This is a genomic window from Streptomyces sp. NPDC107521, assembly GCF_055598485.1.
Window position 1 is genome coordinate 1 of the sequence record NZ_JBVKAT010000020.1, and the last position, 24,212, is coordinate 24,212.

The window sequence follows — 24,212 nt, forward strand, 5'->3', positions numbered from 1 at the left end:
CTCCGTCACGATGCGTACCGCCCCCTCACGAAACTCCGCCGTGAACTTGCGACGTTTCTCCGCCATGACAACCAACATCCCCTGCTGTCACGGACTCCACGCTACGAGGGGAACCTCACCCCGACGGCCGCTCCAGGGCAGCCGTCCGCCACCCGGCGCACGGAGCCGCTCAGAACACACCGAGATCCTGTGCCTGGCCGAGTGCATCGGCCAGGCCGCCACCACCTGGCCCGGGCAGGCCTGGTCCGGTGTCGGCGTCAGGGGGTCAGGACGAGGACACGGACCGGTTCGCCGGTCCACCGGCCCGGGGCGGTGGTGGCGATGACTGCTCCGTCCGGGCGGTCCGGGATGGGCTGGACCGCGTACTGACAGTGCACCGCAGCCCAGGTCCCGTGCGGGGCCACGGGCAGGGCGGGGCAGCTCAGGGCAGCCGGGAGTACCAGGCCGAGGACCGTGATGCCCGCGGAGCGGGCGGTGGTCAGGGGGCCCGGGACGGGACGGTGCCCGCCCGGGAGGCCGTCACCGACCTTGCCGCCCCTCGCCCGTGCCATCGGGCGGCGGGCCGGCCGGTCCGCCTGCCTGATCACTACCGTTGGGCGGCGTCGTCCTCGTCCTCTGCCGTGACCTCGCCGCCCAGGAGGCGCCGCAGGCAGTGCACCGCCAGGTCGGCGGGGGAGCCGGGGCCCTCGGTCGCCGCCTCGGTGCCGGACCAGACCTCCAGGGCGACCCGGATGGCGTCGGTGGCCGCGGCGGCGACCAGACGCACGTCCAGTGGGTCGCGGCGGCCGTCCGTCAGCCGGGCGATGACCGGGACGAGCAGCTCCTCCGATTCCTGGTTCACGCGGTACCAGACGGCACGCAGCGCGGGATCGTCCGCCGCGGCGCGCAGCAGGCCCCGTGTGCGCAGAAGCGCCTCCGTGGCCTGGGGGTCCGGTGTCGCCAGCGCCTGTTCGACCGCGCCGCGCAGGGCCGGACCCAGCGCGGTGCCCGGTGGCGTCTCGGCCAGCAGCGCGCGCCACCGGTCGGCGCCGACCGTGAGCAGCGGGCCGACGGCGTCCTGCTTGGAGCGGAAGTACCGGTAGAAGGTCCGCAGCGCGACCCCCGCCCGCCGGGCGATCTCCTCCGCCGTCGTGGCTTCCGGGCCCCGGGTGGCGAAGAGCTCGGCCGCCGCGTGCGCGATGTCGAGCTGGGTGGCGGCCTTGCGGCGTTCGGTCAGGGACAGGGGTGGTGGCTCGGTGCTCACCCCAGAAGCGTAAGGTCTGCCACCATGCGGGGGCACATCATGTCGTAGTGGCAAAGCATGCCACCTAGACGTACGGTGAAGCGGAAGGAAAGGGCACCGACGGGCAGGACAGGCCGGGACGGGCGCCGAGAGACGCTTGTCCGATGTCGTCGGCGGGCCGAGCAGGAGAGCGCACATGACTCACAAGAACCACTCCCTCCGCTACGACGGCCGTCGCGCCCTGGTCACCGGTGGCGGCTCGGGCATCGGCCAGGCCACCGTGCTGCGCCTGCTCGCGGAGGGCGGCACCGTCGTCGCGGCGGACGTCAGCGAGCCGGGCCTGAAGGACACCCGGGGCAAGGCCGGTGCCCACGCGGACCGGCTCACCACCCTCGTCGTCGACATCGCGGACGAGACCTCGGTACGCGAGGGTGTGCGGGCCGCGACCGAGACGCTCGGCGGGCTGGACGTCCTCGTCAACGCGGCCGGCATCCTGCGCTCCTCGCACACCGAGGAGACCAGCGTGGCGGACTTCACCCGCGTCCTGACGGTGAACCTTGTCGGCACGTTCCTGGTGATCCGCGAGGCGATTCCGGCGCTCCTGGAGGGCGAGGACGCGGCCGTCGTCAACTTCAGCTCGACCTCGGCGGTCTTCGCGCACCCCTACATGGCGGCCTACGCCGCGAGCAAGGGCGGCGTCCAGTCCATGACCCACGCGCTGGCCTCCGAGTACGCGAGCCGCGGCATCCGCTTCACCGCCGTGCAGCCCGGCTCCATCTCCTCGGGCATGACGGACGGCAGCGGGGCCAGCGGGCAGAGCGCCGGGCCGGGCCTGCCCGAGGACGCCGACATGAGCCTGTTCGCGAAGCTCACCCCGGCGCTCGGCCAGGGATTCGCCGGTCCGGAAACGGTGGCGTCGGTCGTCGCGATGCTGGCGTCGGAGGACGGCCGGTTCATCACCGGCACCGAGGTCCGCGTCGACGGCGGCACCCACTTATGATCCCCACGTCCTCACGGACCCCTGGATATGGAGCACACCATGCACGAGTCCCCCCGCCACGACCTGAGCGGCAAGAACCTGATCGTCACCGGCGGCGCCCGGGGCCTGGGCGCGGAGGCGGCCCGGCAGGCGGTGGCCGCCGGGGCCCACGTCCTGATCACCGACGTCCTGGACGAGGACGGCGAGCGCACGGCCCGCGAACTCGGCGATCGCACCCGCTTCCTGCACCACGATGTGACCTCGCAGGAGGACTGGCGGCGGGTCGCAGACTTCGCCGTCACCGAGTTCGGGGCACTGCACGGCCTGGTGAACAACGCTGGCATCTCGACCGGCAGCCTGCTGGAGTCCGAGTCCGTCGAGCACTTCCGCAAGGTGCTCGACATCAATCTCACGGGCGTCTTCATCGGCATGAAGACCGTGATCCCCGCGCTGAAGGAGGCCGGTGGCGGATCGATCGTCAACATCTCGTCCGCGGCCGGCCTGATGGGCCTCGCCCTCACGGCCGGCTACGGTGCCTCAAAGTGGGGTGTCCGCGGGCTCACGAAGATCGGCGCCGTGGAACTGGGCACCGCACGCATCCGCGTGAACTCCGTGCATCCGGGGATGACGTACACCCCGATGACCGCGGCCACCGGCATCGAGCGGGGCGAGGGCAAGTACCCCAACACGCCCATGGGCCGGGTCGGCGAGGCCGACGAGATCGCCGGCGCGGTCGTCTTCCTGCTCTCGGACGCCGCGTCCTACGTCACCGGGGCCGAACTCGCGGTCGACGGGGGCTGGACCACGGGCCCGACCGTCGCGTACGTCATGGGGCAGTGAGCGCGGGCTGCGGACGGGCGCCGCACGGCCGGGGGTGGGTGCCGAGGCGGTTGAGCCGGGCCCAGTACTGCAACGACACTCCGTGTCGTTGCAGTACTGGGCCCGGATGGCGAAGACCCGTCGCACGACCGCCTCGGCGGAGCCCTCCCGTGCTCCGCCGGCCAGGGCCTGGGCGTGGGCGTGGGCCCGCAGCCGGCGGAGGCGTTCGTGGTCAGGCAACGGGCTGTGCCTCTCATCCAGCGCGGTCAGGAGACGACCTCGTCGAGGATGCCGGCGAGTTCGGCGGGCGCGGACAGCATCGGCCAGTGTCCGGTGGGCAGGTCGAAGCGCCGCCACGGCGGCTGGTTCAGGTAGGCCAGCATCGGCACCCCGGCATCCAGCAGTCCCGTGAAGTCTTGGCACGCGACCAGGACACGGTCCACACCGACGCTGAGCTCGGCCGGGCCGGCGAGGCGCTGCGTATAGGTGCCGAACGGCTGAGGGGTGGCACGCGCGCGCAGAACGTTCCGCCGGCCCTCGTCGAGCCCGTCGAGGCTGCTGGACAGGCCGAGGACCTCAAACGACGGCATCGGTAGCCGCCACCCGTCTCCAGACGCGTCGACCTGCTGGCGCAGCTGGTCCGCCTCTTGCGGTGGCATGAGGTCGAGCATGCGCATGCCTGCGGCGAACGGGGCGCTGTCCACGTAGATCACGCGTTCCAGCCGGTCACCGAGACGTCCGGCTGCCCCGGTGACCGGAGCAGCCGCGTAGCTGTGGGCGACCAGCGTGACGTCGCGCAGATCGTTCCGCTCGACGAATCCCGTGATGTCCGCGATGTGCGTGTCCAGGTCCGTCTGGGGTCCGCCCAGGTCTGCGTGCTCGGCCAGGCCCGTGAGTGTCAGCGGCAGCGCCGTGTGACCGTGCTCCCGCAGAGCTCGGGCGGTGTCTTCCCAGGCCCATGCCCCGAGCCAGGCGCCGGGAACGAGTACGAAGGTGGCCATGTGATCTCCCTGTAGTGAGGTGCTGCGGGGAGCGTAGAGTGGATACAGGACAGAATCCGCCCTGAAATGCCGAGTGATCCATGTCGCATCCCCTGACCCGTGTGCTGACCCTGCTGGAACTCCTTCAGTCCAACGCCCGGCTCACCGGGGTGGAGCTGGCCGACCGGCTGGACACCGACGTCCGCACGGTGCGCCGGTACATCGCGCACCTGCGGGAACTGGGCATCCCCGTGGAGGCCGAACGCGGCCGCTACGGCGGCTACCGACTGGCCCGCGGCTACCGCATGCCCCCTCTGGTCCTCACCAATGACGAGGCCCTCGCCGTCGTTCTCGGCCTGCTCGCGGCAGAACGCCTGGGCATGGGCACTGCCGCGCCGGCCAGTGCCGGCGCCTTGGCCAAGATCGAGCGGGTGCTCCCGCACGCCCTGCGCGAACCGCTCGCCGACATGCGGGAGACCCTGTCCTTCACCGCCAACGCCGTGATCGGGCAGGCACCCGGAACCGGCGTCCTGCTGGCACTGGCCCAGGCCTCCCGCGCCCGCGCGACCGCCGGTATCAGCCACCGGTCCTGGCGCCAGGACCACACCGAACGCGACATCGACCCCTACGGCGTGGTCTTCCACACCGGCCGCTGGTACGTCGTCGGCCACGACCACCTCCGCGGCAGCCTGCGTACCTTCCGCATCGACCGCATCGCCTCCGTCACCCCCCGAGCCGAAGGCTTCACCGCACCCGACGGCTTCGACCCCGTCGCCCACCTGACCTCGACCCTCGCCCAGGGGCCCTACCGCTGGCAGGTCGAGGTGACGATCCATGGCCCCCTCGATGAGATCGCCCGCCGACTGCCTCACTCAGTGGTGACCCTCACCGCCCGGCCCACCGGCGTCCTCATGCACGCACGGGCAGAACGGCTGGACGGCATGGCCCACATGCTCGCCTCCCTGGAATGGCCCTTCACCATCCACCATCCCGACGAACTACGGCAGGCGCTCAAGAATCTGGCCGCCCAGCTCACCGCGGCCGCCCAGCGGGGGCCGGAAGAACCACCGCGGTAGATGCCGGATTCACCGCGGCAGTACCGGAAGGGTGGTCGTCCCCGCATGCACGGGGACCACGTCCTGATAGTTTGCTCCGCTCACTCCGCGGCTTTTCGTCAAGCACCGGCCCGGACTGTGGCGTCCCTGCCCCACAGGCCCGGCGGGCGTGCCCAGGTCACCGGGCCTCCCTCGCACGACACCGGCGGCAGCGCATGCCGCAGCCGCCCCGTGGGCCCGTCGGTCTCGGTCAGCCGGCGCCCGGCGTCGAAGCCGTCGCCCTCGCCCGGAGCGGAGGCCAGGCCGTGGACCGGCCGGCGCGCGGTATGCGTCAGGGCCAGGCGGACCAGCCGGGTACCACCCGCGCGGTGCTGCTCGGTGAGCGCGCGCAGCACCCCGGCCGCCAGCAGATAGCCGGTGCCGTGGTCGAGCTTCTGGGCGGACAGCGCGCCGGGCGAGTCCGGCGAGCCTTCCCGTTCGGCGATGCCGGTGGCCGCCTGGACCAGGCTGTCGAAGCCGCGCCGCTCGTGCCACGGTCCGTAAGAGCCGCCCCACGCGGACAGTTGGGCGGTCACAAGACCCGGACGGCGCCCGGCGAACGCCTCGGGCGTCGGCCCGAACCGGTCCAGCGTGCCCGGCCGGTAGCCGGTGACCACCATGTGCGCCTCTTCGAGCAGTTCCTCGAAGACCGGCGGCCGGTGGCGTCACTCAGGTCCGAGGTGGTCGAGCGCTTGCCCATTCCCGTGTCGTTGTGGGCCTGCTGACTTTCCGGCAGCTGCGGGGCGTCGATCCGCAGCACGTCCGCACCGAGCAGCGCCAGCGTCCGGGTGGCGACCGGTCCGGCGAGCACCCGGGTCAGGTCCAGGACGCGCAGCCCCGCGCACGGCAGTGCGGCGTCACCGAGCACCCGGCCCGGCGAGTCGTCGAGGCGCGACATCGTCAACAGCGGCCGCTTCGCGACCAGGACTCCCTGCTCGCTCTTGGCCCACTCCTCGGGGCCGCGGGCCGCGACAGCCAGACCGCCCGCCGCGTACACGGCCTCCCCCACCTCCAGCGCGGTACGCCCCGCGATCGTCCCGGCCACACCGCTCGTCTGACGGACCCGCCAGGAGCGGATGTACGGGTTCAAGGCCCTGGACGGAGCGGTGGACGCCGCGCTTGAGCTTCTTCTGCGTGAGTTCGGCGAACCACCGCTCCACCAGGTTCAGCCAGGACGCGCTGGTGGGCGTGCAGCGCATCTGGAACCGCGGGTGGGCCAGCGGCCACTTCCTGATGTCGGGCGTCTTGTGGGTCGCGTGGTTGTCCAGGATGAGGTGGACGTCGAGGCCCGGGCCTGAGCCGCTCGCGTGGCCGGCGGCGCGAGCGGCTCGGGATCTCAAACGGCCGGACCTGTGGGGTTGCCCACCAGGGGGTTGGAGGTCAACCGGTCGAGGATTTCGTTGAGTTGCTTCGTCTCCTGGTCGGGCAGGGGCAACAGGGGCGCCCGCGGCAGACCGACGTCGCGCTGCTGTAGTTCGAGGCCAGCCTTGATGGCACGTGGCAGGCCGTAGCCGACGATGAACTGGAGGAAGGGCAGGAGCTCGGCCAGGATGGCCTCGGCCCGCTCGTCCTCGCCGCCGGTCGCCGCGGTGTGGAGTGCCAGGGCCCACTGCGGGACCAGGCAGGGTGATGCGGTGCACCAGCCGACGGCGCCGGAGCGGAAGGCTTCGAGCGCGACCGGGTTGTTGCCGTTGTAGACGGACAGCGCCCCGTCGGACAGGTCCTGGATGGACCGGAACCGGGCGACGATGCCGGAACTCTCCTTGACCATGGTCAGGTTGGGGATCTTGCGGGCGAGCGCAACCACCGTTTCCGGCTGCAGGTCCACACCGCTGGTGCCCGGGTTGTTGTAGAGCATCATGGGCAGGTCGGTCGCCGCAGCCACCGCGCTGAAGTGCCGCACGAGTTCGGACTCGGTCAGCTTCCAGTACACCTGCGGCAGCACCATGATCGCGGCAGCCCCGTTCCGTGCGGCCATCCGGGCACGGCGTACCGCGCCTTCCGTGCTCCAGTGGGAGACACCGACCAGGGTGGGGACCCGGCCCGCGACCGTCTGCAGTGTGGTCTCGCAGACGGCATCCCACTCGATGTCGCGCAGGTAGGCGCTCTCCCCCGTGCTGCCCAGCGGGGCGATTCCGTGACTGCCCGCCTCCACCAGGTCGTTGGTGAGCCGGCGCAGCGCGTCGAGGTCGAGGTCGCCAGTGGCGGTATCGAAGGGGGTGACGGGGTAGGAGATGATGCCCCTCAGCGGCGGATTCGCCATCAGAGTTCCACCTGCTCCGAGACGCAGTCGGGGTGGTTGCGCAGCGCCCGGCGGGCGTAGTAGGCGAAGTTGGCCTTGCTGCGGCGCTCCGTGCCGGTCCAGTCGTGGGCCTCCCGGGCCAGAACCGGGTCGAGGGGCTGGATGGTCCCCGCGGCCATGGCGAGCAGTTGGAGGCGGGCGGCGCGCTCGATGAGAATCGCCAGGTTGCAGGCCTCCTCGACGGTGGCTCCGGTGACCAGCTGGCCGTGGTGGGCCAGGAGGATGGCGCGCTTGTCGCCGAGGGCCGCGGAGATGATCTCGCCCTCCTCGTTGCCCACGGGGACGCCTGGCCATTCCTTCAGGAAGGCGCAGTCGTCGTACAGGGGCGTGGTGTCCATCTGGGAGATCACGAGGGGGACTTCCAGCATGGCGAGCGCCGCGGTGTGCAGGGAGTGCGTGTGGACGATGCAGTTCACGTCCTTGCGGGTGCGGTAGATCCAGGAGTGGAACCGGTTGGCGGGGTTGGGCATGCCGTCCCCCTCCAGTACCTGGAGGTCCTCGTCGACCAGCAGGAGGTTGTCCTCGGTGATCTCGTCGAAACCGAGGCCCAGGCGCTGGGTGTAGTAGGTGCCGGTCTTCTGCCCGCGGGCACTGATCTGGCCCGCGAGCCCGGAGTCGTGTCCGCCGTCGAAGGCGATGCGGCATGTCAGGGCCAGCTTCTGCCGTGTTGTCAGCTTCGAGTCACCGAAGTGGTCGTTCATCTGCCGCTGAGCGCGGTCGACGAGCACGTCCTTCGAGTCTCGCAGGGTCTTTGCCATCTTTCCGCTCCAGTCCTGGGGACGTCTTGCCGACGAGCCCCACGTCCGCATCGTGCCGCTCGGAAGCGGCACCGGAGTAAACATGGTTCACCATAGGACACCTTGTGTCATGCCGCAAGGGCGGACCCGGTTGCGCAGATGGCACCCAAATGCTTTGTGAATCGGGCACATACGAAACGGGGCGCAGCCATCTGCGCGAGGGCTGAGGCACTGCCATGAGTACGCCGCTTCATGTCTCCCAGGCCACTCCCACTCCCCAGGACCGGCGGGGCCCCCTGCGCTCCCGCCGACGGATCATGTCGCCCGTGCCGCACGCGCTCACATCGCGGAACGGCTCAACGCGTGGCATGTCCCACAACTCATCGGTGAGACCACCCTCGTGACGAGCGAGTCGGTCACGAACGGAGTCCGGCACGGGCATGCCCCCGTGTCCCTGGGCGTTCGCCTCCTGCGTGGCAGGCGGGGCCGGTCTGACCGGGGCAGGATCGAGGTGTGGCACACGGGTCGCGGTTTCGGCCCTGGGCCGTCCTCGACCGCCCGAAACCGGTTCGACGACTTCTCCAGCGAGGACGGAAGAGAGCGGCGCCTGACGGACAGCCTCCCCCGGAGCCGGGGCACCCGCGCAACCGGTGGACGGCACGTCGTGCAGGCATTTCTCAGTGGCCGGTGACGCGCTCGCGCCGACCTGTACCGGCTCTCACCGCCGCCGGCGGACATGCTCACGCTGCTCGCCGATGCCTTCGCCCTCGGCGGCTGAACGGCCTGACTGGCGTCGGCCCCTTCACCGCCGACGATCAGCGACGCGGTCAGGACCCTGACGACCGAGCGCCTGGTCGAGCGGCGGCGCGACCCGTCCGACGCCTGGGCGGTGTCCCTGACGCCGCCCGAGGACGGGAGCGCGGAGGCACTGTCGACCCTCGTGCCCGAAGCCCTCGCCGTCATGCTGCGGGGCACGAGCGGCATGATCAGTCATGGCGGGAGCGCAGGGCCATCCCGGTCTCAAGGACGTGTCTGGCCCGTACTGCTTCCGTCCGACCGCCCATCCCGGATGGGCAGGCCCTCACCGCGTGTTCGTCGACGACCCTTTCCACGACGCCGAGCCGCGCCTGGACCGCCCGGCCCATCCGGAGGCGTGCGCTCGTGCCCGGCCGGCGGTCACGGGAGCCGGAGACGCGGTGCGTTCACGGCGTCCGCGTGTGCGTGGCCCTCGGAGACGAGGAGGAGGACGGCGGCGCGTTCTGGGCCGAGGGAGCGGACCTTGTGCGGCTGAGTGGCCTTGAAGTAGGCGCAGTCGCCCGGGTCGAGGGTGATGGTGCGGGATGGGAGGATGAGTTCGGCCCGCCCGTGGTGGACGAAGATGAACTCCTCACCGGGGTGGTCGCGGAAGGGGACGGGTCCGGCGTCGTGCGGGGGGTAGAGCATGAAGGGGGTCATGCTCTTGGTGCTGGCCTCGAGGGCTATGCCCTCGTAACGGGTCCCGGCCTCGTCGTCGGCGGTGAGCGACTGGCGTTCGCCGGCTCGGGTGACCGTGACGTCAGTGAGTTCCCCGGCGTCGGCGAAGAGGTTGTCGAGAGGTACGTGGAGAGCCTTGGCGAGTGAGGCGCTGATGGCGATCGACGGGACGCTCTGGCCCCGCTCGACCTTGGACAGGTAGCTCTTGGTGACACCGGCGCGTTCGGCCAGCGTCTCCAGGGTCATGAGGCGCTCCTTGCGCAACTGTCGCACCCTGTTGATCACTGCCGTTCCCCTTCGTCCGTCCCACGCCGCACGATGGCCGGGCAAGACCCCAGTATGGCGCCCAGGAGCCTGGTCACCGACAACGCCCACCGTGTGTGCGACACGTGCGGTCACTCTCGAAGGATGACATCCCGGCCACATCCCGATCCGCCGGGGTCGCGCCGTCATCCCCGTGGTCGTCCGCCGGGCGCCGGACGGGATGCGGTGCCGGAAGCCGTGCGCGATGAGCCCGGCACCGCCGCGAACCACCAGAAGGTCCGCGCGGTCCCTCACGGGGCGCCGCTGCCGTCCGCGACGACGCCCGGCCAGAAATGACTGTCGGGCAGGGGCCGGGCGCCGAACACCGCCTGACCGACGCGGACCACGGTGGCACCCTCCTCGACGGCGGTCTCGTAGTCACCGGACATCCCCATGGACAATCCGCCCGGTCCGACGAGGTCGAGATCACGGGCCCGGTCACGCAGACCGCGCAGGAGGCGGAAGCAGGAACGGACCCGTTCGGTATCCGGGCTGAAGACGGCCAGGGTCATCAGACCCTGGACCCGCAGCGCCGTGAAGTCCGGCAGTTTCCTCAGGAAGCCGGTCAGCTCCTCGGGTGGCAGGCCGTACTTGGAGTCCTCCGCCGAGGTGTTCACCTGGACATAGACGTCCAGCCCCCTGCCCGCGGCCTGCAGGCGCCGGTCGAGGGCCTCGGCGGCGCGCAGGCTGTCGAGGGCCTGGAACTCGGCGGCGAATTCGGCGATGTCCTTGGCCTTGTTGGTCTGGAGGTGGCCGATCACCGACCAGGACACTTCCAGGTCGGAGAGGTTCCGCCACTTGCGCTTCGCCTCCTGGACCTTGTTCTCTCCAAGGACGCGGCAGCCGGCCGCGACGGCCAGGCGGACGCGTTCCTCGGGCACGGTCTTGCTGACGGGCAGGAGCCGGACCTCTCCCCCGGTGCGTCCGGTGCGTTCGGCGGCGGAGTCGATGCGGGCGCGGACCACGCCGAGACTGCGAACGAAGTCCGCGACGTTCTCTGCCGTCGGGTAAGGAGAGGGAGACCCTACTGATTCCATTGGCATAGGACAAAAGCTAGCATGGCTTATGCCAAGACGAGGGAGTGATGATGCGGATCACCGGGAGCACGGCGGGCGAGATCGCGGCGAGTGTCCGTGCACTCAGTGACGCGGGGGAGCTGACCCCAGGCACGGCACTGCCTCCCGTGCGGCAGCTGGCCGAGCAGCTGGCCGTCAACAGGAACACGGTCATGGCCGCCTACCGGACGCTGATCCGGGCGGGCGTGGCCGTCGGCCGGGGGCGGGCCGGAACCCTGGTCACCGAAGCCGTCGGCACCGTCGACCAGGAGGGCTCCGCGGCGGACAGCCCCCTGCGCGACGTGGGCCACGGCAACCCGGACCCCGCCCTCCTGCCCGGCCTCTCCACGGCCTGCCCGGCGCAGGCCCGGCCGGTGCTGTACGGGGAGCCTACGATCGACCCCGCCCTGGCCCGGTGGGCACTGCCGTGGCTGAAGGACGATCAGCCCCGCGGGACCCACCTGACGGTCACGGGCGGCGCCGTCGAGGCGGTGGAGAGACTGCTGGCCCAGGCCCTCATGCACGGGGACGCCGTGGCGCTGGAGGACCCCTGCTTCATGGCCAGCATCAACACCGTGCGTCTCGCGGGGTACCGGCCCGTCCCCGTGCCGGTCGACGCGGAGGGGATGACGGCCGGGGGGCTACGGTCCGCGCTCGGCCGGGGGGTGCGTGCCGTGGTGTGCACACCGCGCGCCCACAACCCCTCGGGAGCGGGCCTGTCCGCTGCCCGCGCCGAGGAGCTGCGCTCGGTCCTGGCCGGACACCGGCACGTTCTGATCGTGGAGGACGACCATTTCTCCCTGCTCTCCCGCTCGCCGTACCGAAGCATCGTCCCGCCGGACCACGCCCGGTGGGCGCTGGTGCGGTCCCTGTCGAAGTTCCTCGGACCGGATCTGCGTGTCGCCCTGGTCGCCAGTGACCTGACGACGGCGCAGCGCCTCGCGACCCGGATCGGGCCGGGCCGCACGTGGACCAGCCATCTGCTCCAGCGCCAGGCCGCCGCCCTGCTCACCGATCCGGCCACGCAGGCTCTGATCGAGCGGGCCGGCACACATTACGCGGAGCGCAACGACCGGTTCGCGCACCTGCTGCGGGCGCGCGGCATCGAGGTGCGGCCCGGTGACGGACTCAACCTCTGGGTGCCGGTGGGCGCGGACGCCCGAGCCGTGTCCGAACGGCTGCTGCGGCGGGGATGGCTCGCCCGCGCCGGCGACAGCTTCTCCCTCCTCCGGTCCGCGCCGTCCAGGCATCTGCGGCTGACGGCGCATCTGCTCAGTGGCGATCAGTCGGTGCTGCTCGCCGACGACCTGGCCGAGGCCGCCGAAGAGGTCTCTCGTGCCTCGGCCGGAATCCGGTGAGAACGACGTCCACCTGATGAGGCCTCACGACCGCGGTCCCGGCCCGAGGATCCGGATGCCGATCTCCTCGAAGGGCCGGGTCAGTTCGCCGGGAACGCCCTCTTCGACGGAAAGGTGCGTCAGCGCGCTCGCGGGCGCGACGGCGAACGGCCCACCGGTGCCGAGCTTGTCCGCCACGGCGAGGCCGACGACTTTGTTGGCCGCACCCACCATGGCGCTGCGCACCTGCGCTTCGTCGTAGTACGGCGATGTGACGCCCTGGCTGATGCTGAGCCCCCAGATGCCGAGGAAGCAGATGTCGGCGGAGATCTTGGCGTAGGCCTCGACGGGCAGGGCGCCGACGGCAACGCGTGAGTGCGGGTCGAGCCGGCCGCCGATGAGGATCGCCTCCCGGACGGAGCGGCTCAGGAGCTCATTGGCGATCGCGGGGCTGTGGGTGATGAAGGTGGCCGGGTACCCGGTGGGCAACGCCTGCACCAGGGCGGCCGTGGTGCTGCCGCCGTCGATGATGACGACGTCGTCCTCGGCGATGAGAGCCAGCGCGGCGCGTGCGCTCTGCGTCTTCTCCCCGATCCCGCTGCCCTTGCGTTCCTCGTAGCTCTTCGGGACGTGCGAGGCGAGCACGGCTCCGCCGTGCACACGCTGCAGCGCCCCGGCATCGGCCAACTCGTCGAGGTCGCGCCGGATGGTGTAGGCGGAGACCTTGAACAGCTCGCCCAAGGCGCCCGCGTGCACCTGCCCAGACCTTTTGAGCATGGCAAGGATGCGTTCGTGCCGCTGTGACTTCAGAAGGGTCTCGTCGGTTGCGTTTCCTTGCGTTGCCATGCGGTCACTGTTCCCTTTCATGCGAGTTCAGGCAAATCCTTGCACCTTCAGTGTTGTCAACATGCCCGTATAGCTCTACGGTGAGCGCAATCCGCAACCTTGCGAACAGAAACGCAACATGCATACAGTGGAGGCAGGCATGGACGCACCAACACTGTTGACGGCGTTCGCCGGCGGCGCGTTCGGAGCGGCGATCGGTGCACTGGCATCTTTCATCTTCTGCGGGATGGCCCTGATCGCCGGGATCTCGATCGTCCTCGCGGGCGGTAGTCCCACGTTCCTGGACGTGGTGGCCAACGGCCCCCTGTTCGGCCCGCACGTCGCGTTCGCCGGCGGGGCCGCCGCGGCCGCCTATGCCATGCGACGCAAGCACATCACCGACGGAAAGGACATCGCCTTCTCCCTGGCCGAACTCGGCAAAGCCGGCCCACTCCTCATCGGAGGCGTGTTCGGCCTCGCCGGGCAAACGATCATGGGACTGTGGGGCAGCACCCTGAACCAGTACACCAACGCGACCGCCCTCATCGTCGTCGTCCTGGGCGTGACAGCCCGCCTGATCTTCGGCCACCGCGGACTGTTCGGCCACCTGCCGCACGGCACCACCCTGCGCCGACGCTTCAGACCCACCGCTGACGAGGCCTGGGTCCCGCACCAGTGCCGCATGTCGCAGGCGGCGCTCCTCGGAGTGGTCGCGGGCCTGCTGGCCTCCTACGCCACCCTCGCACTGGCCGAGGCCCGGCCCGAACTGGGCTCGGCCGCCGTCGGACTCGGATTCGCCGTGTCCGCCGTCTCCCTCGGCTTCGCCGCCGTGGGAAAGGGAGTGCCGGTCACCCACCACATGACGCTCACAGCCGCGACTGCGGCACACCTGAGCGGCTCCGTCCTCGTGGGGGCCGCGGTCGGGGGCGCGGCCGGGCTGCTCGGCGAATTCTGGGCCAGGGCGATCCAGAACCACGGGGACACCCACATCGACCCTCCGGCCGGTGCGATCTGGACCCTGACCAGCTTCGTCCTCGCCGCCCACGCCCTGACCTGATCCCTGTTTTCCGCAACGAGAAGAGAAGAATCACCATGATCACCCAGTTCATGCTCACCAAGCACGACGTCACCATTCCGGACGCGCACGAGGTCTACGCCGCCGTCGCCGCTTCGCTCACCGCCGAGGAACTGCCCTACGTCGGCTTCAAGAACGTCGGCCACTCCCTCGCCGACCTCGCGAGGCTCGGCGAACGCATCGTGGCGGACGGGCGCAGGCTGGTGATCGAGGTCGTCGGCGCCGACCCCGAGACGGAACGTGAGGCCGCCCGACTGGCCCTGCGGCTCGGGGCGGACATCCTCATCGGGGGCACCCACACCGACGCCGTACTCGAAGTCGTCGAGGGTGCGCCGATCGGCTACTACCCCACCGTCGGAGACGTCAACAGCGAGCCCGGCCGCCTGCGCGGCACCATCGACGAGATCGTCTCCGGCTGCGAGAAGCTCGTCGCCACCGAAGGCGTCAGCGGAACCATGCTGCTGGGCTACCGCTACACCGGTGACGTGGACCTCCTGCTCCGGGAGGTCGCGTCGGTGCGGGGCCTCCAGGTGGTCAACGCGGGCTCGGTCGACAGCCGGGAACGCATTCGGCACCTCGCCGACCTGGACTTCTGGGCCTTCACCATCGGCAGTGCCGTGCTCGACTCGGCCCTGCCCGCAGCCCCCTCGCTCGCCGCGCAACTGCGGTGGGCCATCGACACCGCGATCTGACCAGCGAACCATGTCAAGGAGGACATGATGGCCGGCTACATCATCGGACTCGACAACGGGACCACCAGCGCCCGGGCCAAGATGTACGACACGACCGGGGTCGTCGTCGCGGCGGCCACCAGCGAGTACGGATGCGAGTACCCGCATCCCGGGTGGGTCGACCAGGACATCCGCCTTCTGGACGACGCCAACTTCGAGGTCATCCGCCGCGTCGTGGAGACCTCCGGCGTCGATCCGCAGGAGATCCGCTCACTGGGGCTGTCCACCCAGCGCGGCCTGCACCTCTACATCGACGCCGACGGCAACGTCCTGCGCGACGGCCGGGGACTGTCCTGGCAGGACGCGCGGCACACCGCGCAACTGGACCAACTGCGCCGGGAGATCGGCGACGAACGCTTCTACGCCATCACCGGCCTGCCGATCAGCGCCTTCTGGCCCATCGGGAAGATCCTCTGGGTGGCGCAGAACGAACCGGACGTGCTGCGGCGCACCAGCAAGATCCTCAGCACCCAGGAGTACTTCCTGCGCCGGCTCAGCGACGTGCCGGACTACGTCGTCGACCACTCCAACGCGTCCCTGTTCGGCCTGATGGACGTCGACAGCTTCGCCTGGAGCGGGGAACTCCTGGACCTCGTCGGCATCTCCGCCGACCTGCTCCCCTCGATCGTCCCTTCCGGCCACCGGGTCGGCGCGGTCACCCCCGCCGTGGCCCGGCGCACCGGGCTGCCCGTCGGCCTGCCCGTCTCCACCGGCGGCGGCGACCAGCAATGCGCGGGGATCGGGGCCGGCGCCATCAGACCGGGCCTGTGCGAGCTGACCTTCGGCACGGCGGGCAACTCCGTCGCCTTCCTCGCCGAGCCGGTGAACGACCCCAACCGGGTCATCACCCGGTCCGTGCACGCCACCCCGTACCGGGCGTGGGAGGCGGAGGGGATCCAGGCCGCCGCGGGAGCCGCCTACCGGTGGTTCCGCGACAACATCGGCTACATGGCCCGCTACATCGAGCCCTTCACCAGGACCGACCCCTACATCGTCATCAACGCCCTCGCCGCGGACTCGCCGGCCGGCGCCAACGGACTGGTCTTCCACCCGTATCTGGCCGGCTCGATGACCCCGCACTACGACGAGCACGCGCGGGCGGGCTTTCTGGGACTGACCCTCAAACACACCCTCGGCGACATGGCCCGCGCCGTCCTGGAGGGCGTGGCCTACGAGGCCCGGGAAGTTCTCGACGGCTACGACGCGATGGGCCTGGAACTCAACGAGATCCGTCTCGCCGGCGGCGCCACCAAATCCGAACTCTGGTGCCAGATCCAGGCCGACGTCTACGGCAAACCGACCGCCGTACTGCGCGAGGGCGAGTGCGCCGTACTCGGGGCGGCGATCCTCGGCGCCGTCGGGGCCGGAGTGTTCGACGACGTCGAGGAAGGGGTGAACGCCACCGTCCACGTCGACCGCATCTTCCGTCCCGACCCCGCCTGCCACAAGCGGTACACCGAGCTGTGGGACATCTACCGGCGGGCCTACAAGGCCCTGTCCGAAAGCGGTGTGTACCGCGCGCTGTCGGCAGCGCAGACCCGCTGACCCCGCGCCGCCCCCGCGCACGGGGCGCCCCCCGGCTCCTCGCGGCAGCCGTCCCCGACCCTTTGACTGCCGGGAGGACGAGAGGCCTCCGTTCGTCTCGGGCCTGTGCCCGGACGGACGGGGGCCTCCCACCCGTCCGGGGACACGGACACCCGGCGCACACACCCGGCGGCTGCGCACGCGGCCGGGCGGTTGCGTGTCCCGGACCGTGTGGCACTCGCCGGGGTGATGTACGTGCTGCGGACCGGTGCGGCCTGGCGCGACGTCCCGGCGGAGACCGTGGGCTGCTCCGGGGTGACGGCCTGGCGCCGGCTGCGGGACTGGACCGAGGCCGGTGTCCGGCCACGCCTGCACACCCGCCCTGCTGACCGAACTGCGCCGCGCCGGCCTGCTGGACCAGGACGACTGCGCCGCGGACGGCTCGCACGTCCGAGCGCTCAGAGGGGGGATCACACCGGGCCCTCGCCCGTCGACCGACACCGTCAACCGGGAGCCGTCCATCGCCCGCAGGGCGATCGGCTGGTGGCAGCGCCAGGGCCGGATCGAAGGCGATCCCACGATCGGCATTGAGCGGCCGCCGGCACCCCCGGACCGCGCCGAGGCTCTCGCGGAGAACCAGATCGCCGCCCCGTGGCGCCTCGACGTCGCACTGCGGGAGAAGACGCGGTGGAAGATGCTCTACGAGTCCGCCCCACGGGCCGACGAGGTGTTGTGCCTCAACGTGGAAGACCTCTACCCGCAGGACAAGCGCGGCAGGATCACCGCCAAGGGCGGGACGGCCGAGCGGGACGGCCGAGTGGATTCACCGGAAGTCCGGCACCGCCCAGCTGCTGCCCCGGCACATCGCCCGCCGTACGCGCGGCCCGCTGTTTCTCACCGACCGCAAGGCTCCTGCCGGAACGCCGACGCTCGACGTGTGCCCCGAGACCGGCCGGACCCGGTTCTACCGCCGCCCTGAGGAGATCTTCGAGGAGGACACCCGGCTGCCGGCCAACCCGCTCGCCTCACCCGACGACATCGAGGACCTGGACGGCTGGACGCTTCACCGGCTCCGCCACAGTGCCCTCACGCACGAAACGGAAGACGGCACCTCCCCCCCGATGCCGCGGGCCCGCTCCCGCCACGCATCCGCTCCGGCCTCCACTCCTTCTCGGCCATCAGCAGGCAACGTCCACGACAGCGAAGGGCAGCCGGGCCAACTCGCCGGCCCGGCTCTCCGGGGCCGCTCCCGCCCCGGACGGCCGGCACGTTCGGATCAGTGTCCTTGCGGACCCACGTGCGCGGTGTCTTCCCGGTAGTCCCGAGCTCAGCGGCCACGGCCGCGTACATGCGCTTGCCGTCTCCGGCGCGCTGCAGCGCGAGGCGTCCCTCCGGGATTCCTCCGGGTACGAAGACTGGCATCCCACCCGGACATCGCTTCCCGGACCATCAGGATCCATTGTCAGGGGTGTCCAATCCAACGGATCAGCCTCAGGAGGCCGAGCGTCGTCTCGGGTGGACGCCGGATGTACCTGACCGGCGCGTGCGGGTAGCGGGAAGGTGGTGCCGTGAGTCGATCCTTTCGTGAAATCGACTCTCCGTTCGAGCCGGGGCGGTTCAAGACCCTCCCGGGCTCAGCCCTTGACCGCTCCGGTGACCAGCCCCGCGGCGATTCTGCGCTGGAGCACGAGGAAGAAGACCACGACGGGCAGGGCGGTGAGTGTGGCTCCAGCCATCAGCCCGCCGTAGTCGGTTCCGAAGCTGGTCTGGAAGGAGACCAGCCAGATGCTGAGAGTCTGCTTCTCCTGAGTGGACAACAGGACGTAGACGAGGACGTACTCGTTCCACGCCTGGACCATCGCGAAGACCGAGGTGGCCACCAGACCGGGAGCGAGCAGTGGAAGGACTATGCGGACGAACGCGCCGATCCTTCCGCAGCCGTCGACCATCGCCGCCTCCTCCAGTTCCACCGGGACCGCCGCGACGAAGCCACGCAGCATCCACACCGTGAACGGCAGGGTGAAGACGAGGTAGGTGAGGATGACGCCGACGAGGCTGTCGGTGAGGCCCACTTCGTTCAGCAGCAGGTAGACGGGGATGATGAGGGCGGCGAGCGGGATCATCTGGACCGTGAGGATGACCACGACGAACGCCTTGCGGCCGGCGAAGCGGAAACGGGCCAGGGCGAATGCGGCGAGGGTGCCGACCAGCAGGGAGGCCAGGACCGTGCCGACGCCGATGACGACACTGGAGCGGACGTTGGACCAGAAGGTCTCTGTGCCCATCGCCCGCGCGAAGTTGGCGAGGGTGGGATTCCGGGGCCAGAACTCGGGTGGCAGGGCGAGGATCTCGGTCGCGGGCCGGAATGCCGTGAGGACCATCCAGTAGACGGGGAACCCCACGACGGCGGCCACGGCCAGACCGAGGACGTCGTAGCGGCGACGGGTCCGTCGCGCCGGGTTCCTTCGTCGCTGTCCCGTTCTCACTCGGCTTCTCCCAGCTTCAGCATCTGCCGCAGGTAGACCACGGCCCCGACAAGCAGCAGGACGACGGTGACCACGGCGATGGCCGCACCAGTGCTGTAACGGTTGGCGGCGAACGACTCGATGAACGAGTACACGCCGAGCACGTAGTACTCACGCTCGGGCTGCCCGCCGCGCATCAGCCAGACCTGGTTGAAGACGCCGAAGTCCCAGATGGCCATCAGGGTGGTGACCACCACGAGCACCGGCTTGACGGCCGGCAGGGTGATGTGGCGAAGGACCTGGGAGGGACGTGCGCCGTCGATACGAGCCGCCTCCTCCATCTCCGGGGGGATCTGGGCGAGTGCCGCCTGAAGGGTGACGGCGGCGAACGGCAGCGCGCCCCAGACGACGACCGCGGTGATCACGGCGAAGCCCTGCCAGGGGTCGGTGAACCAGTTGTGCCGGGCCATGTCCACGCTGGGCAGTTGCGACAGCAGCCAGTTGACCACTCCGTAGTCCGCGTCGAAGAGCCAGCGGAAGATCGCCGACGCCACCATCACCGGCATCGCCCACACGGCGACGAGCGTGCCGGCCAGCACGGCCCGCACCCACGGCGAGGTCCGTCGCATCAGCAAGGCCGTGAACAGACCGAGCACCATCGTCAGGCTCACGCAGACAACGGTGAACAGCACGGTGCGGGCCACCACCGTCCAGAAGAACTCGTCGCCGAGGATCGTCCGGAACTGCCGCAGCCCGACCCAGGGCGGCGTGGCACCGCTGAACAGTTCCCTGCGGGTCATGTCCTGGAAGGCCAGGGTCGCCATGTCGACCAGCGGATAGCCGAGGACCACCAGAAGTGCCAGCAGTGTCGGCGCGATCAGCAGGTAGGGCAGCAGGAGGCGCAGTCGGCGCCGGAGCGGCTCAGCGCTCATTGATCACGGCGTCGATACGGCGGTCCGCCTCCCGAGCGGCGTCCTGGACGGACGCCTTGCCGGTGGCGATGCGCTCCAGCATTTCCGGCAGGATGTTGGACTTCTCCACCGATGTCCAGCCGGGGGCGAGGGGTGTGACCCAGCCGCGCGTGGCCGCCCGGGCCGCCGGGCCGTTGACACCGTCGGCGGCGACCTCCGCGAGCTGGGACGTGTTGTTGGGCAGGGTGTTGGCGGCGATCAGTTGCCGCTGGGACTTCTCGTCGGTGAAGACGCGGATCCAGTCCGTGGCAAGGTCCTTGTTCGCCGACTTGGCGGGCACGGCCAGAGTGCTTCCGCCGAGGAAGGGCGGGAGCAGCTTCCCGGACGGGCCGGGGAAGGCGAAGGTGGCGAACTTCCCCTTCAGCCCGGGGTCTCCGCCGGACCTGGGGTCGGTGGCCGCCTGAGCCTCCCAGGTGTTTCCGTAGAAGACGCCGACCTTCCCCTGCCCGACGACAGCCGGCTGGTCACCGTTGTCCTTGGCGCGGTCACCCACGTAGTAGTCGTCCAGGAGCTTCTTCCAGACGGTGAGCCCGGCGACCGACTTCGACGAGGAGAGGGCGCCGTGCCAGCGGCCGTCCTTCTCGACCGCCATCTCTCCGCCGGCATCCTTGACGAAGGCCATGGCGGCGGACCAGTAGCGCCCCGGTAGGTAGAACGCCGAGAACCGGGGGTCCTCCGGGCTGAACGTCTCCTTCAACCGGTCGAGACCGGCGATCAGTTCACGATAGGTGCGCGGGGCCCGGGTGATGCCCGCCTGCTGGAAGTAGTCGGTGCGGTAGACGCCGACCCGCGCGCCCGCGTAGTACGGCACACAGTAGGTTCTGCCGTCGCGTCGGCAGGCGTCGGCGAGCGCCGGCAGCCAATCCCCGGAATGCTCGAAGGCCTTCGGGTCCAGCGGGGCGAAGGTGTCGTTGACGATGTAGTTGGTGGTCTCACTGTTGCCCATCTCCACCACGTCGGGCACATGCCGGCCGGCGAGGACCGCGTCGAGCTTCTGGGTCTTCGTCGCCCACTGCTGGTACTGGACGTTGACCTTTACCCCCGGGTGCTCCTTCTCGAACCGGCTGTTGGCGGAGGCGACCAGCTTCGGCCAACTCTCCTTGGCGTCGACCGCCAGCCACACCGTCAGTTCGTCTCCTCCTCGATTACCGGAGGCGTCGGTGCCACCGGAACCGCACCCCGCGACCGTGAGCAGGAGGAGGGATCCCAGGACCAGGTACCGGCCGGACATGCGCAGTGCCATCGGATTCCTCCGTGCGGGTTCGTCGGGGCGTGCGGGGTCAGTGGCCGGAGTCCTCCCTACCCACCTGATCGCGGACCCGCACGACGCGAGGGGATTTCGACCGGAAGAAGGCGGTGAGGACTCCACACGTGACTTGGTACGTACCACGAGGCCGTGGAGACACCGGTCGGCACGGAGACGCACACGACACGCTCAGGCCACACCGGGCCTTTCCACCCTGCCGGTGCCGGTTGCGCGTTGTACGGGGGATCGAGTCCCGGCGCCACCGAGTGCACCCTCGTCAATGAGCCGAACGCGAGGGACGGCAGCGGCTGGGTCAAGGGGCGCCTTTGGAACGACAACTTGGGCGGCGATGGAGTGTCAGAAGACCTGACGCCCATGACCAACAGCACGAACCTGAATTTCAACCGCGAGTTCGAAGAACCGCTGAAGAAGACGCTGTGGAAGTGCACGAATCATGCGCGGGTGAATTCGAGCTCGCCGGTCCGGTACGGGATCACCTTTACTGTCAGCACCTATGTCAAGCTGTCGGCCAACCCGAACGATCTTGAATACTTTGTACCCGAGGGAGTCGAATACTCGGCAAACTACGTACAGATGGACCGGGCCACGAACACCGTCACCCGGATCGCGGCCCCGCCAGGATTCCCCCCCCAGCGATCAGTTGGACCGGTGTCTCGTTCCTGGACGCCCACGCCCGGCAACTCGTGTCCTGGCGCGATGGGCCTGTCGGATGGTGAACCTCCGACCTGCTGGTACCAGATTTCTTGAGATCAGGGGAGTCCGCTGCTCCCGAGCCTGTGATCCGCTGATCGGCGAGCCAGGTGCGAAGCTCAGGGAAACGGAGGCGGGCATCTGCCGCGGCACGGGCCGATCCGGTGGGCCGGGCGACGGGAGGTGGTGCCAGAGGTGAGCAAGGTGATCGCCTGCTCGGTGTCGACGGCGTGCCGGATGCGCAAGGCCATTTGTGCGAACAAGCGGGGCGTGGTGGGGATCGGCAAGGGGTAGGTGTTGACGAGGTCGGCCACGGCCGACCGTCCAGTCGATCGCGTGCTCGAAGGCCTTGCTGATGCTGTGCGCGGTCCGCTCCAGCGACCGGAAATCAGCAGGCGGACTGTCGGGCGTCCGGGTGCGGGCCAGTTCCGGGATTGGAGGTGCCGGAAGTCCGGTCTCGCTTCGCGCCGCTGATCGGCACGCCGGCGAAGCCCCGGCCGAGGTCCTGTTGGACTTCCAGCACCCGGTCCGATCCAGCGGCCATCCGGGCCCCAAGAAGACACTCACCCGCAAAGCCCACTGACCAGCCCCGTAACACCAACCCCTGAAACAACACGACCGACCCTCACCGAGATCGACACCAACGCGGGAAATCGCAGCCCTCGATGAAACCTCCATGAACGGCATGTTGCACGCCCCGGCCATGTCCGAGCGGGTGCCTTAAGTTGACTCAAGGTGCTGATGGAGAAGTTCGGACGCCACGGCGTAGAGCCCATTCCCCCCGAGGAATCCTGTGAAGTCGTACAAGCAACCGGACGACCTTGTGACCGTCGTCGGAGCCGGTGCCATGGGAGCCGGGATATCCCAGGTCGCGCTCCTCGCCGGCCACCGGGTGCTCCTGCTGACCCGTCGCGCGGGCAGCTCCCGCCGAGGCCGGGAGGAAATCGAGAGCCGCATCCTCCGGCTGGTCGACAAGGGGCGGCTGGGCAAAGAGGAAGCGCTCGCCGCCCTGGACCGGCTGAGCACCTCGGAAGAATTATCCGAAGCGGCATCGGCCGGCCTCGTCGTGGAGTCCGTGCACGAGGACATGGCGGCCAAGTCCGCACTTCTGGCGCACATCGAGAAGCATGTGGGCGAGGAAACCGTCATCGCCACCAACACGTCATCCCTGTCCGTGACCGCTCTCGCCGCCGGCCTGGAAAACCCGTCCCGGTTCGCGGGACTGCACTTCTTCAATCCGGCTCCCCTGATGGCGCTGGTCGAAGTGGTCTCCGCGCCGTCCACGGCCGAGGGCACCACCCGTTTCCTGCGCAGGACCGCGGAACGCTGGGGAAAGACCCCGGTGCTCTCCGCCGACCTGCCCGGATTCATCGTCAACCGGGTGGCACGCCCCTTCTACGGGGAGGCGCTGCGCACCCGGGAACAGCGGGCGGCGTCACCGGCCACCATCGACGCCGTCCTCACGGGCGCGGGGGGCTTCGCCATGGGCCCCTGCGCCCTGATGGACCTCATCGGCCACGACGTCAACGAGGCGGTCACCCGGGGAGTGTGGAGCTCCTTCCACCACGACGCGCGCTTCGCCCCCTCCCTCGTCCAGCGCAAACTGGTGGAGGCCGGGTATCTCGGCCGCAAGGCGGGCCGAGGGTTCTACGACCACGGGCCCGGCGCCGTCCGGCCCGCTCCCGACACCCACACCCCGGTGTCCGTACCGCCGCCGCGTCAGGTGCGTCTGCACGGTGACGCCGGGCCCGCCGGAGGACTCGTGGACGTGCTCGTCACGGCCGGGATCCCCGTCGAGCGGGTGGCGGCCGCCGGCGGCAGCGCTCTGGACGGGATGTTCGAACTGTCCGACGGGACGCTGCTGCGTCTGACCGACGGGCGTACCGCCGACCGGCACGCCCGGCGTACGGAACGTCCGGTCGTCCTGTTCGACCTGAGCCCGGACTTCGCCACCTCCTCCCGTACCGCCCTGGCGGTGAGCGGCGAGGTGTCCGACGCCTCGCGGGACGCCGCGGTGGGCCTGTTCCAGCTGCTGGGCAAGGACGTCAGCACGGTGGACGACATCCCGGGGCTGCTGGTGTTCCGCACCGTCGCCATGCTCGTCAACATCGCGCTGGACGCTGTGGCCGACGGCCTGGCGAGCGCCGCCGACATCGACACCGCCATGCGCCTGGGCACCAACTACCCGCTGGGGCCCGTCGCCTGGGGCGAGCGGATCGGGCTGCCCTCGGTCCTCGCCCTGCTGGAGAACCTCGACGACGAACACCGGGACGGGCACTACCGCCCCTCCCCCGCACTGCGCCGCGGCGCGCTGCGCACCGGCCCGCTCGCGGCCTGACCCCATGCCGGAAAGGGACACACCA

General features: G+C 70.2%; 20 protein-coding genes and 4 pseudogenes. 11 read left to right on the forward strand and 13 right to left on the reverse strand.

Features of this window, described 5'->3' with window-relative positions:
• Window positions 1–257: 257 nt before the first annotated feature.
• Window positions 258–498 (reverse strand): annotated as a pseudogene (locus ACZ7LB_RS25415) (hypothetical protein); the annotation flags it as partial.
• 88 nt (window positions 499–586) lie between these two features.
• Window positions 587–1,243, reverse strand: a complete 657-nt coding sequence (locus ACZ7LB_RS25420) for a TetR family transcriptional regulator (RefSeq protein WP_471471487.1) — start codon at window positions 1,241–1,243, stop codon at window positions 587–589.
• 175 nt (window positions 1,244–1,418) lie between these two features.
• Between ACZ7LB_RS25420 and ACZ7LB_RS25425 the strand changes: the two genes are divergently transcribed.
• On the forward strand, window positions 1,419–2,222 hold the full coding sequence (locus ACZ7LB_RS25425) for an SDR family NAD(P)-dependent oxidoreductase (protein WP_471471489.1): 804 nt from the start codon (window positions 1,419–1,421) through the stop codon (window positions 2,220–2,222).
• A gap of 39 nt (window positions 2,223–2,261) precedes the next feature.
• Window positions 2,262–3,041, forward strand: a complete 780-nt coding sequence (locus ACZ7LB_RS25430) for a glucose 1-dehydrogenase (RefSeq protein WP_471471491.1) — start codon at window positions 2,262–2,264, stop codon at window positions 3,039–3,041.
• A 245-nt stretch (window positions 3,042–3,286) separates the two neighbouring features.
• On the opposite strand, the gene ACZ7LB_RS25435 is transcribed toward ACZ7LB_RS25430, so the two are convergent.
• The gene (locus tag ACZ7LB_RS25435) at window positions 3,287–4,021 is read right to left on the reverse strand and encodes an alpha/beta fold hydrolase (RefSeq protein WP_471471493.1); all 735 of its coding nucleotides are present in this window, start codon (window positions 4,019–4,021) and stop codon (window positions 3,287–3,289) included.
• Between the two features lie 80 nt (window positions 4,022–4,101).
• Here ACZ7LB_RS25435 and ACZ7LB_RS25440 point away from each other — a divergent pair, with 80 nt between their 5' ends.
• The gene (locus ACZ7LB_RS25440) at window positions 4,102–5,076 is read left to right on the forward strand and encodes a helix-turn-helix transcriptional regulator (protein WP_471471495.1); all 975 of its coding nucleotides are present in this window, start codon (window positions 4,102–4,104) and stop codon (window positions 5,074–5,076) included.
• A gap of 98 nt (window positions 5,077–5,174) precedes the next feature.
• Here ACZ7LB_RS25440 and ACZ7LB_RS25445 read toward each other — a convergent pair.
• The 6 genes and pseudogenes from ACZ7LB_RS25445 to ACZ7LB_RS25470 form a co-directional block, all read right to left on the reverse strand.
• Window positions 5,175–6,139 (reverse strand): annotated as a pseudogene (locus tag ACZ7LB_RS25445) (CoA transferase); the annotation flags it as partial.
• A 21-nt stretch (window positions 6,140–6,160) separates the two neighbouring features.
• Window positions 6,161–6,380 (reverse strand): annotated as a pseudogene (locus ACZ7LB_RS25450) (transposase); the annotation flags it as partial.
• Between the two features lie 50 nt (window positions 6,381–6,430).
• The gene (locus tag ACZ7LB_RS25455) at window positions 6,431–7,357 is read right to left on the reverse strand and encodes a dihydrodipicolinate synthase family protein (RefSeq protein ID WP_471471497.1); all 927 of its coding nucleotides are present in this window, start codon (window positions 7,355–7,357) and stop codon (window positions 6,431–6,433) included.
• A complete protein-coding gene (locus ACZ7LB_RS25460) occupies window positions 7,357–8,154 on the reverse strand; it encodes an aldolase (protein WP_471471499.1) in 798 nt (265 codons plus the stop codon). The genes ACZ7LB_RS25455 and ACZ7LB_RS25460 overlap by 1 nt, the downstream gene beginning before the upstream one ends.
• Before the next feature lie 1,155 nt (window positions 8,155–9,309).
• The gene (locus ACZ7LB_RS25465; RefSeq protein ID WP_471471501.1) at window positions 9,310–9,891 is read right to left on the reverse strand and encodes a helix-turn-helix domain-containing protein; all 582 of its coding nucleotides are present in this window, start codon (window positions 9,889–9,891) and stop codon (window positions 9,310–9,312) included.
• Between the two features lie 269 nt (window positions 9,892–10,160).
• Window positions 10,161–10,874: a YggS family pyridoxal phosphate-dependent enzyme gene (locus ACZ7LB_RS25470; protein WP_471471502.1), complete on the reverse strand. Its 714-nt coding sequence runs from the start codon at window positions 10,872–10,874 to the stop codon at window positions 10,161–10,163.
• A 119-nt stretch (window positions 10,875–10,993) separates the two neighbouring features.
• Here ACZ7LB_RS25470 and ACZ7LB_RS25475 point away from each other — a divergent pair, with 119 nt between their 5' ends.
• Window positions 10,994–12,322 (forward strand): aminotransferase class I/II-fold pyridoxal phosphate-dependent enzyme, encoded by a 1,329-nt coding sequence (locus ACZ7LB_RS25475; RefSeq protein ID WP_471471504.1) that lies wholly within the window; start codon window positions 10,994–10,996, stop codon window positions 12,320–12,322.
• Between the two features lie 24 nt (window positions 12,323–12,346).
• Here the strand turns inward: ACZ7LB_RS25475 and ACZ7LB_RS25480 are convergent, their stop codons facing one another.
• A complete protein-coding gene (locus ACZ7LB_RS25480) occupies window positions 12,347–13,168 on the reverse strand; it encodes a DeoR/GlpR family DNA-binding transcription regulator (protein WP_471471506.1) in 822 nt (273 codons plus the stop codon).
• Window positions 13,169–13,286: 118 nt separating this feature from the next.
• Between ACZ7LB_RS25480 and ACZ7LB_RS25485 the strand changes: the two genes are divergently transcribed.
• From ACZ7LB_RS25485 to ACZ7LB_RS25505, 5 genes and pseudogenes are all read left to right on the forward strand, one after another.
• The gene (locus ACZ7LB_RS25485; protein ID WP_471471508.1) at window positions 13,287–14,183 is read left to right on the forward strand and encodes a DUF7973 family transport facilitator; all 897 of its coding nucleotides are present in this window, start codon (window positions 13,287–13,289) and stop codon (window positions 14,181–14,183) included.
• Between the two features lie 35 nt (window positions 14,184–14,218).
• Window positions 14,219–14,893: a hypothetical protein gene (locus ACZ7LB_RS25490; RefSeq protein ID WP_471471510.1), complete on the forward strand. Its 675-nt coding sequence runs from the start codon at window positions 14,219–14,221 to the stop codon at window positions 14,891–14,893.
• A gap of 27 nt (window positions 14,894–14,920) precedes the next feature.
• Window positions 14,921–16,477, forward strand: a complete 1,557-nt coding sequence (locus ACZ7LB_RS25495; RefSeq protein ID WP_471471512.1) for a xylulokinase — start codon at window positions 14,921–14,923, stop codon at window positions 16,475–16,477.
• Window positions 16,478–16,705: 228 nt separating this feature from the next.
• Window positions 16,706–16,771, forward strand: a pseudogene (locus ACZ7LB_RS25500) (hypothetical protein); the annotation flags it as partial.
• Window positions 16,772–16,811: 40 nt separating this feature from the next.
• Entirely contained in the window at window positions 16,812–17,435 is a 624-nt protein-coding gene (locus ACZ7LB_RS25505) for a hypothetical protein (RefSeq protein ID WP_471471632.1), read from the forward strand.
• Window positions 17,436–18,090: 655 nt separating this feature from the next.
• Here the strand turns inward: ACZ7LB_RS25505 and ACZ7LB_RS25510 are convergent.
• The 3 genes from ACZ7LB_RS25510 to ACZ7LB_RS25520 form a co-directional block, all read right to left on the reverse strand.
• Window positions 18,091–18,870, reverse strand: a complete 780-nt coding sequence (locus ACZ7LB_RS25510) for a carbohydrate ABC transporter permease (RefSeq protein WP_471471625.1) — start codon at window positions 18,868–18,870, stop codon at window positions 18,091–18,093.
• A 68-nt stretch (window positions 18,871–18,938) separates the two neighbouring features.
• Window positions 18,939–19,853: a carbohydrate ABC transporter permease gene (locus tag ACZ7LB_RS25515; protein WP_471471514.1), complete on the reverse strand. Its 915-nt coding sequence runs from the start codon at window positions 19,851–19,853 to the stop codon at window positions 18,939–18,941.
• Complete coding sequence (locus ACZ7LB_RS25520) at window positions 19,843–21,135, reverse strand: extracellular solute-binding protein (RefSeq protein WP_471471515.1); 1,293 nt, start codon at window positions 21,133–21,135, stop codon at window positions 19,843–19,845. The genes ACZ7LB_RS25515 and ACZ7LB_RS25520 overlap by 11 nt, the downstream gene beginning before the upstream one ends.
• 378 nt (window positions 21,136–21,513) lie before the next feature.
• On the opposite strand from ACZ7LB_RS25520, the gene ACZ7LB_RS25525 reads away from it, so the two are divergent.
• Together ACZ7LB_RS25525 and ACZ7LB_RS25530 are read left to right on the forward strand one after the other, a co-directional pair.
• Window positions 21,514–21,906: a hypothetical protein gene (locus tag ACZ7LB_RS25525; RefSeq protein WP_471471517.1), complete on the forward strand. Its 393-nt coding sequence runs from the start codon at window positions 21,514–21,516 to the stop codon at window positions 21,904–21,906.
• 736 nt (window positions 21,907–22,642) lie between these two features.
• Entirely contained in the window at window positions 22,643–24,187 is a 1,545-nt protein-coding gene (locus tag ACZ7LB_RS25530; RefSeq protein WP_471471518.1) for a 3-hydroxyacyl-CoA dehydrogenase, read from the forward strand.
• Window positions 24,188–24,212 lie beyond the last annotated feature (25 nt).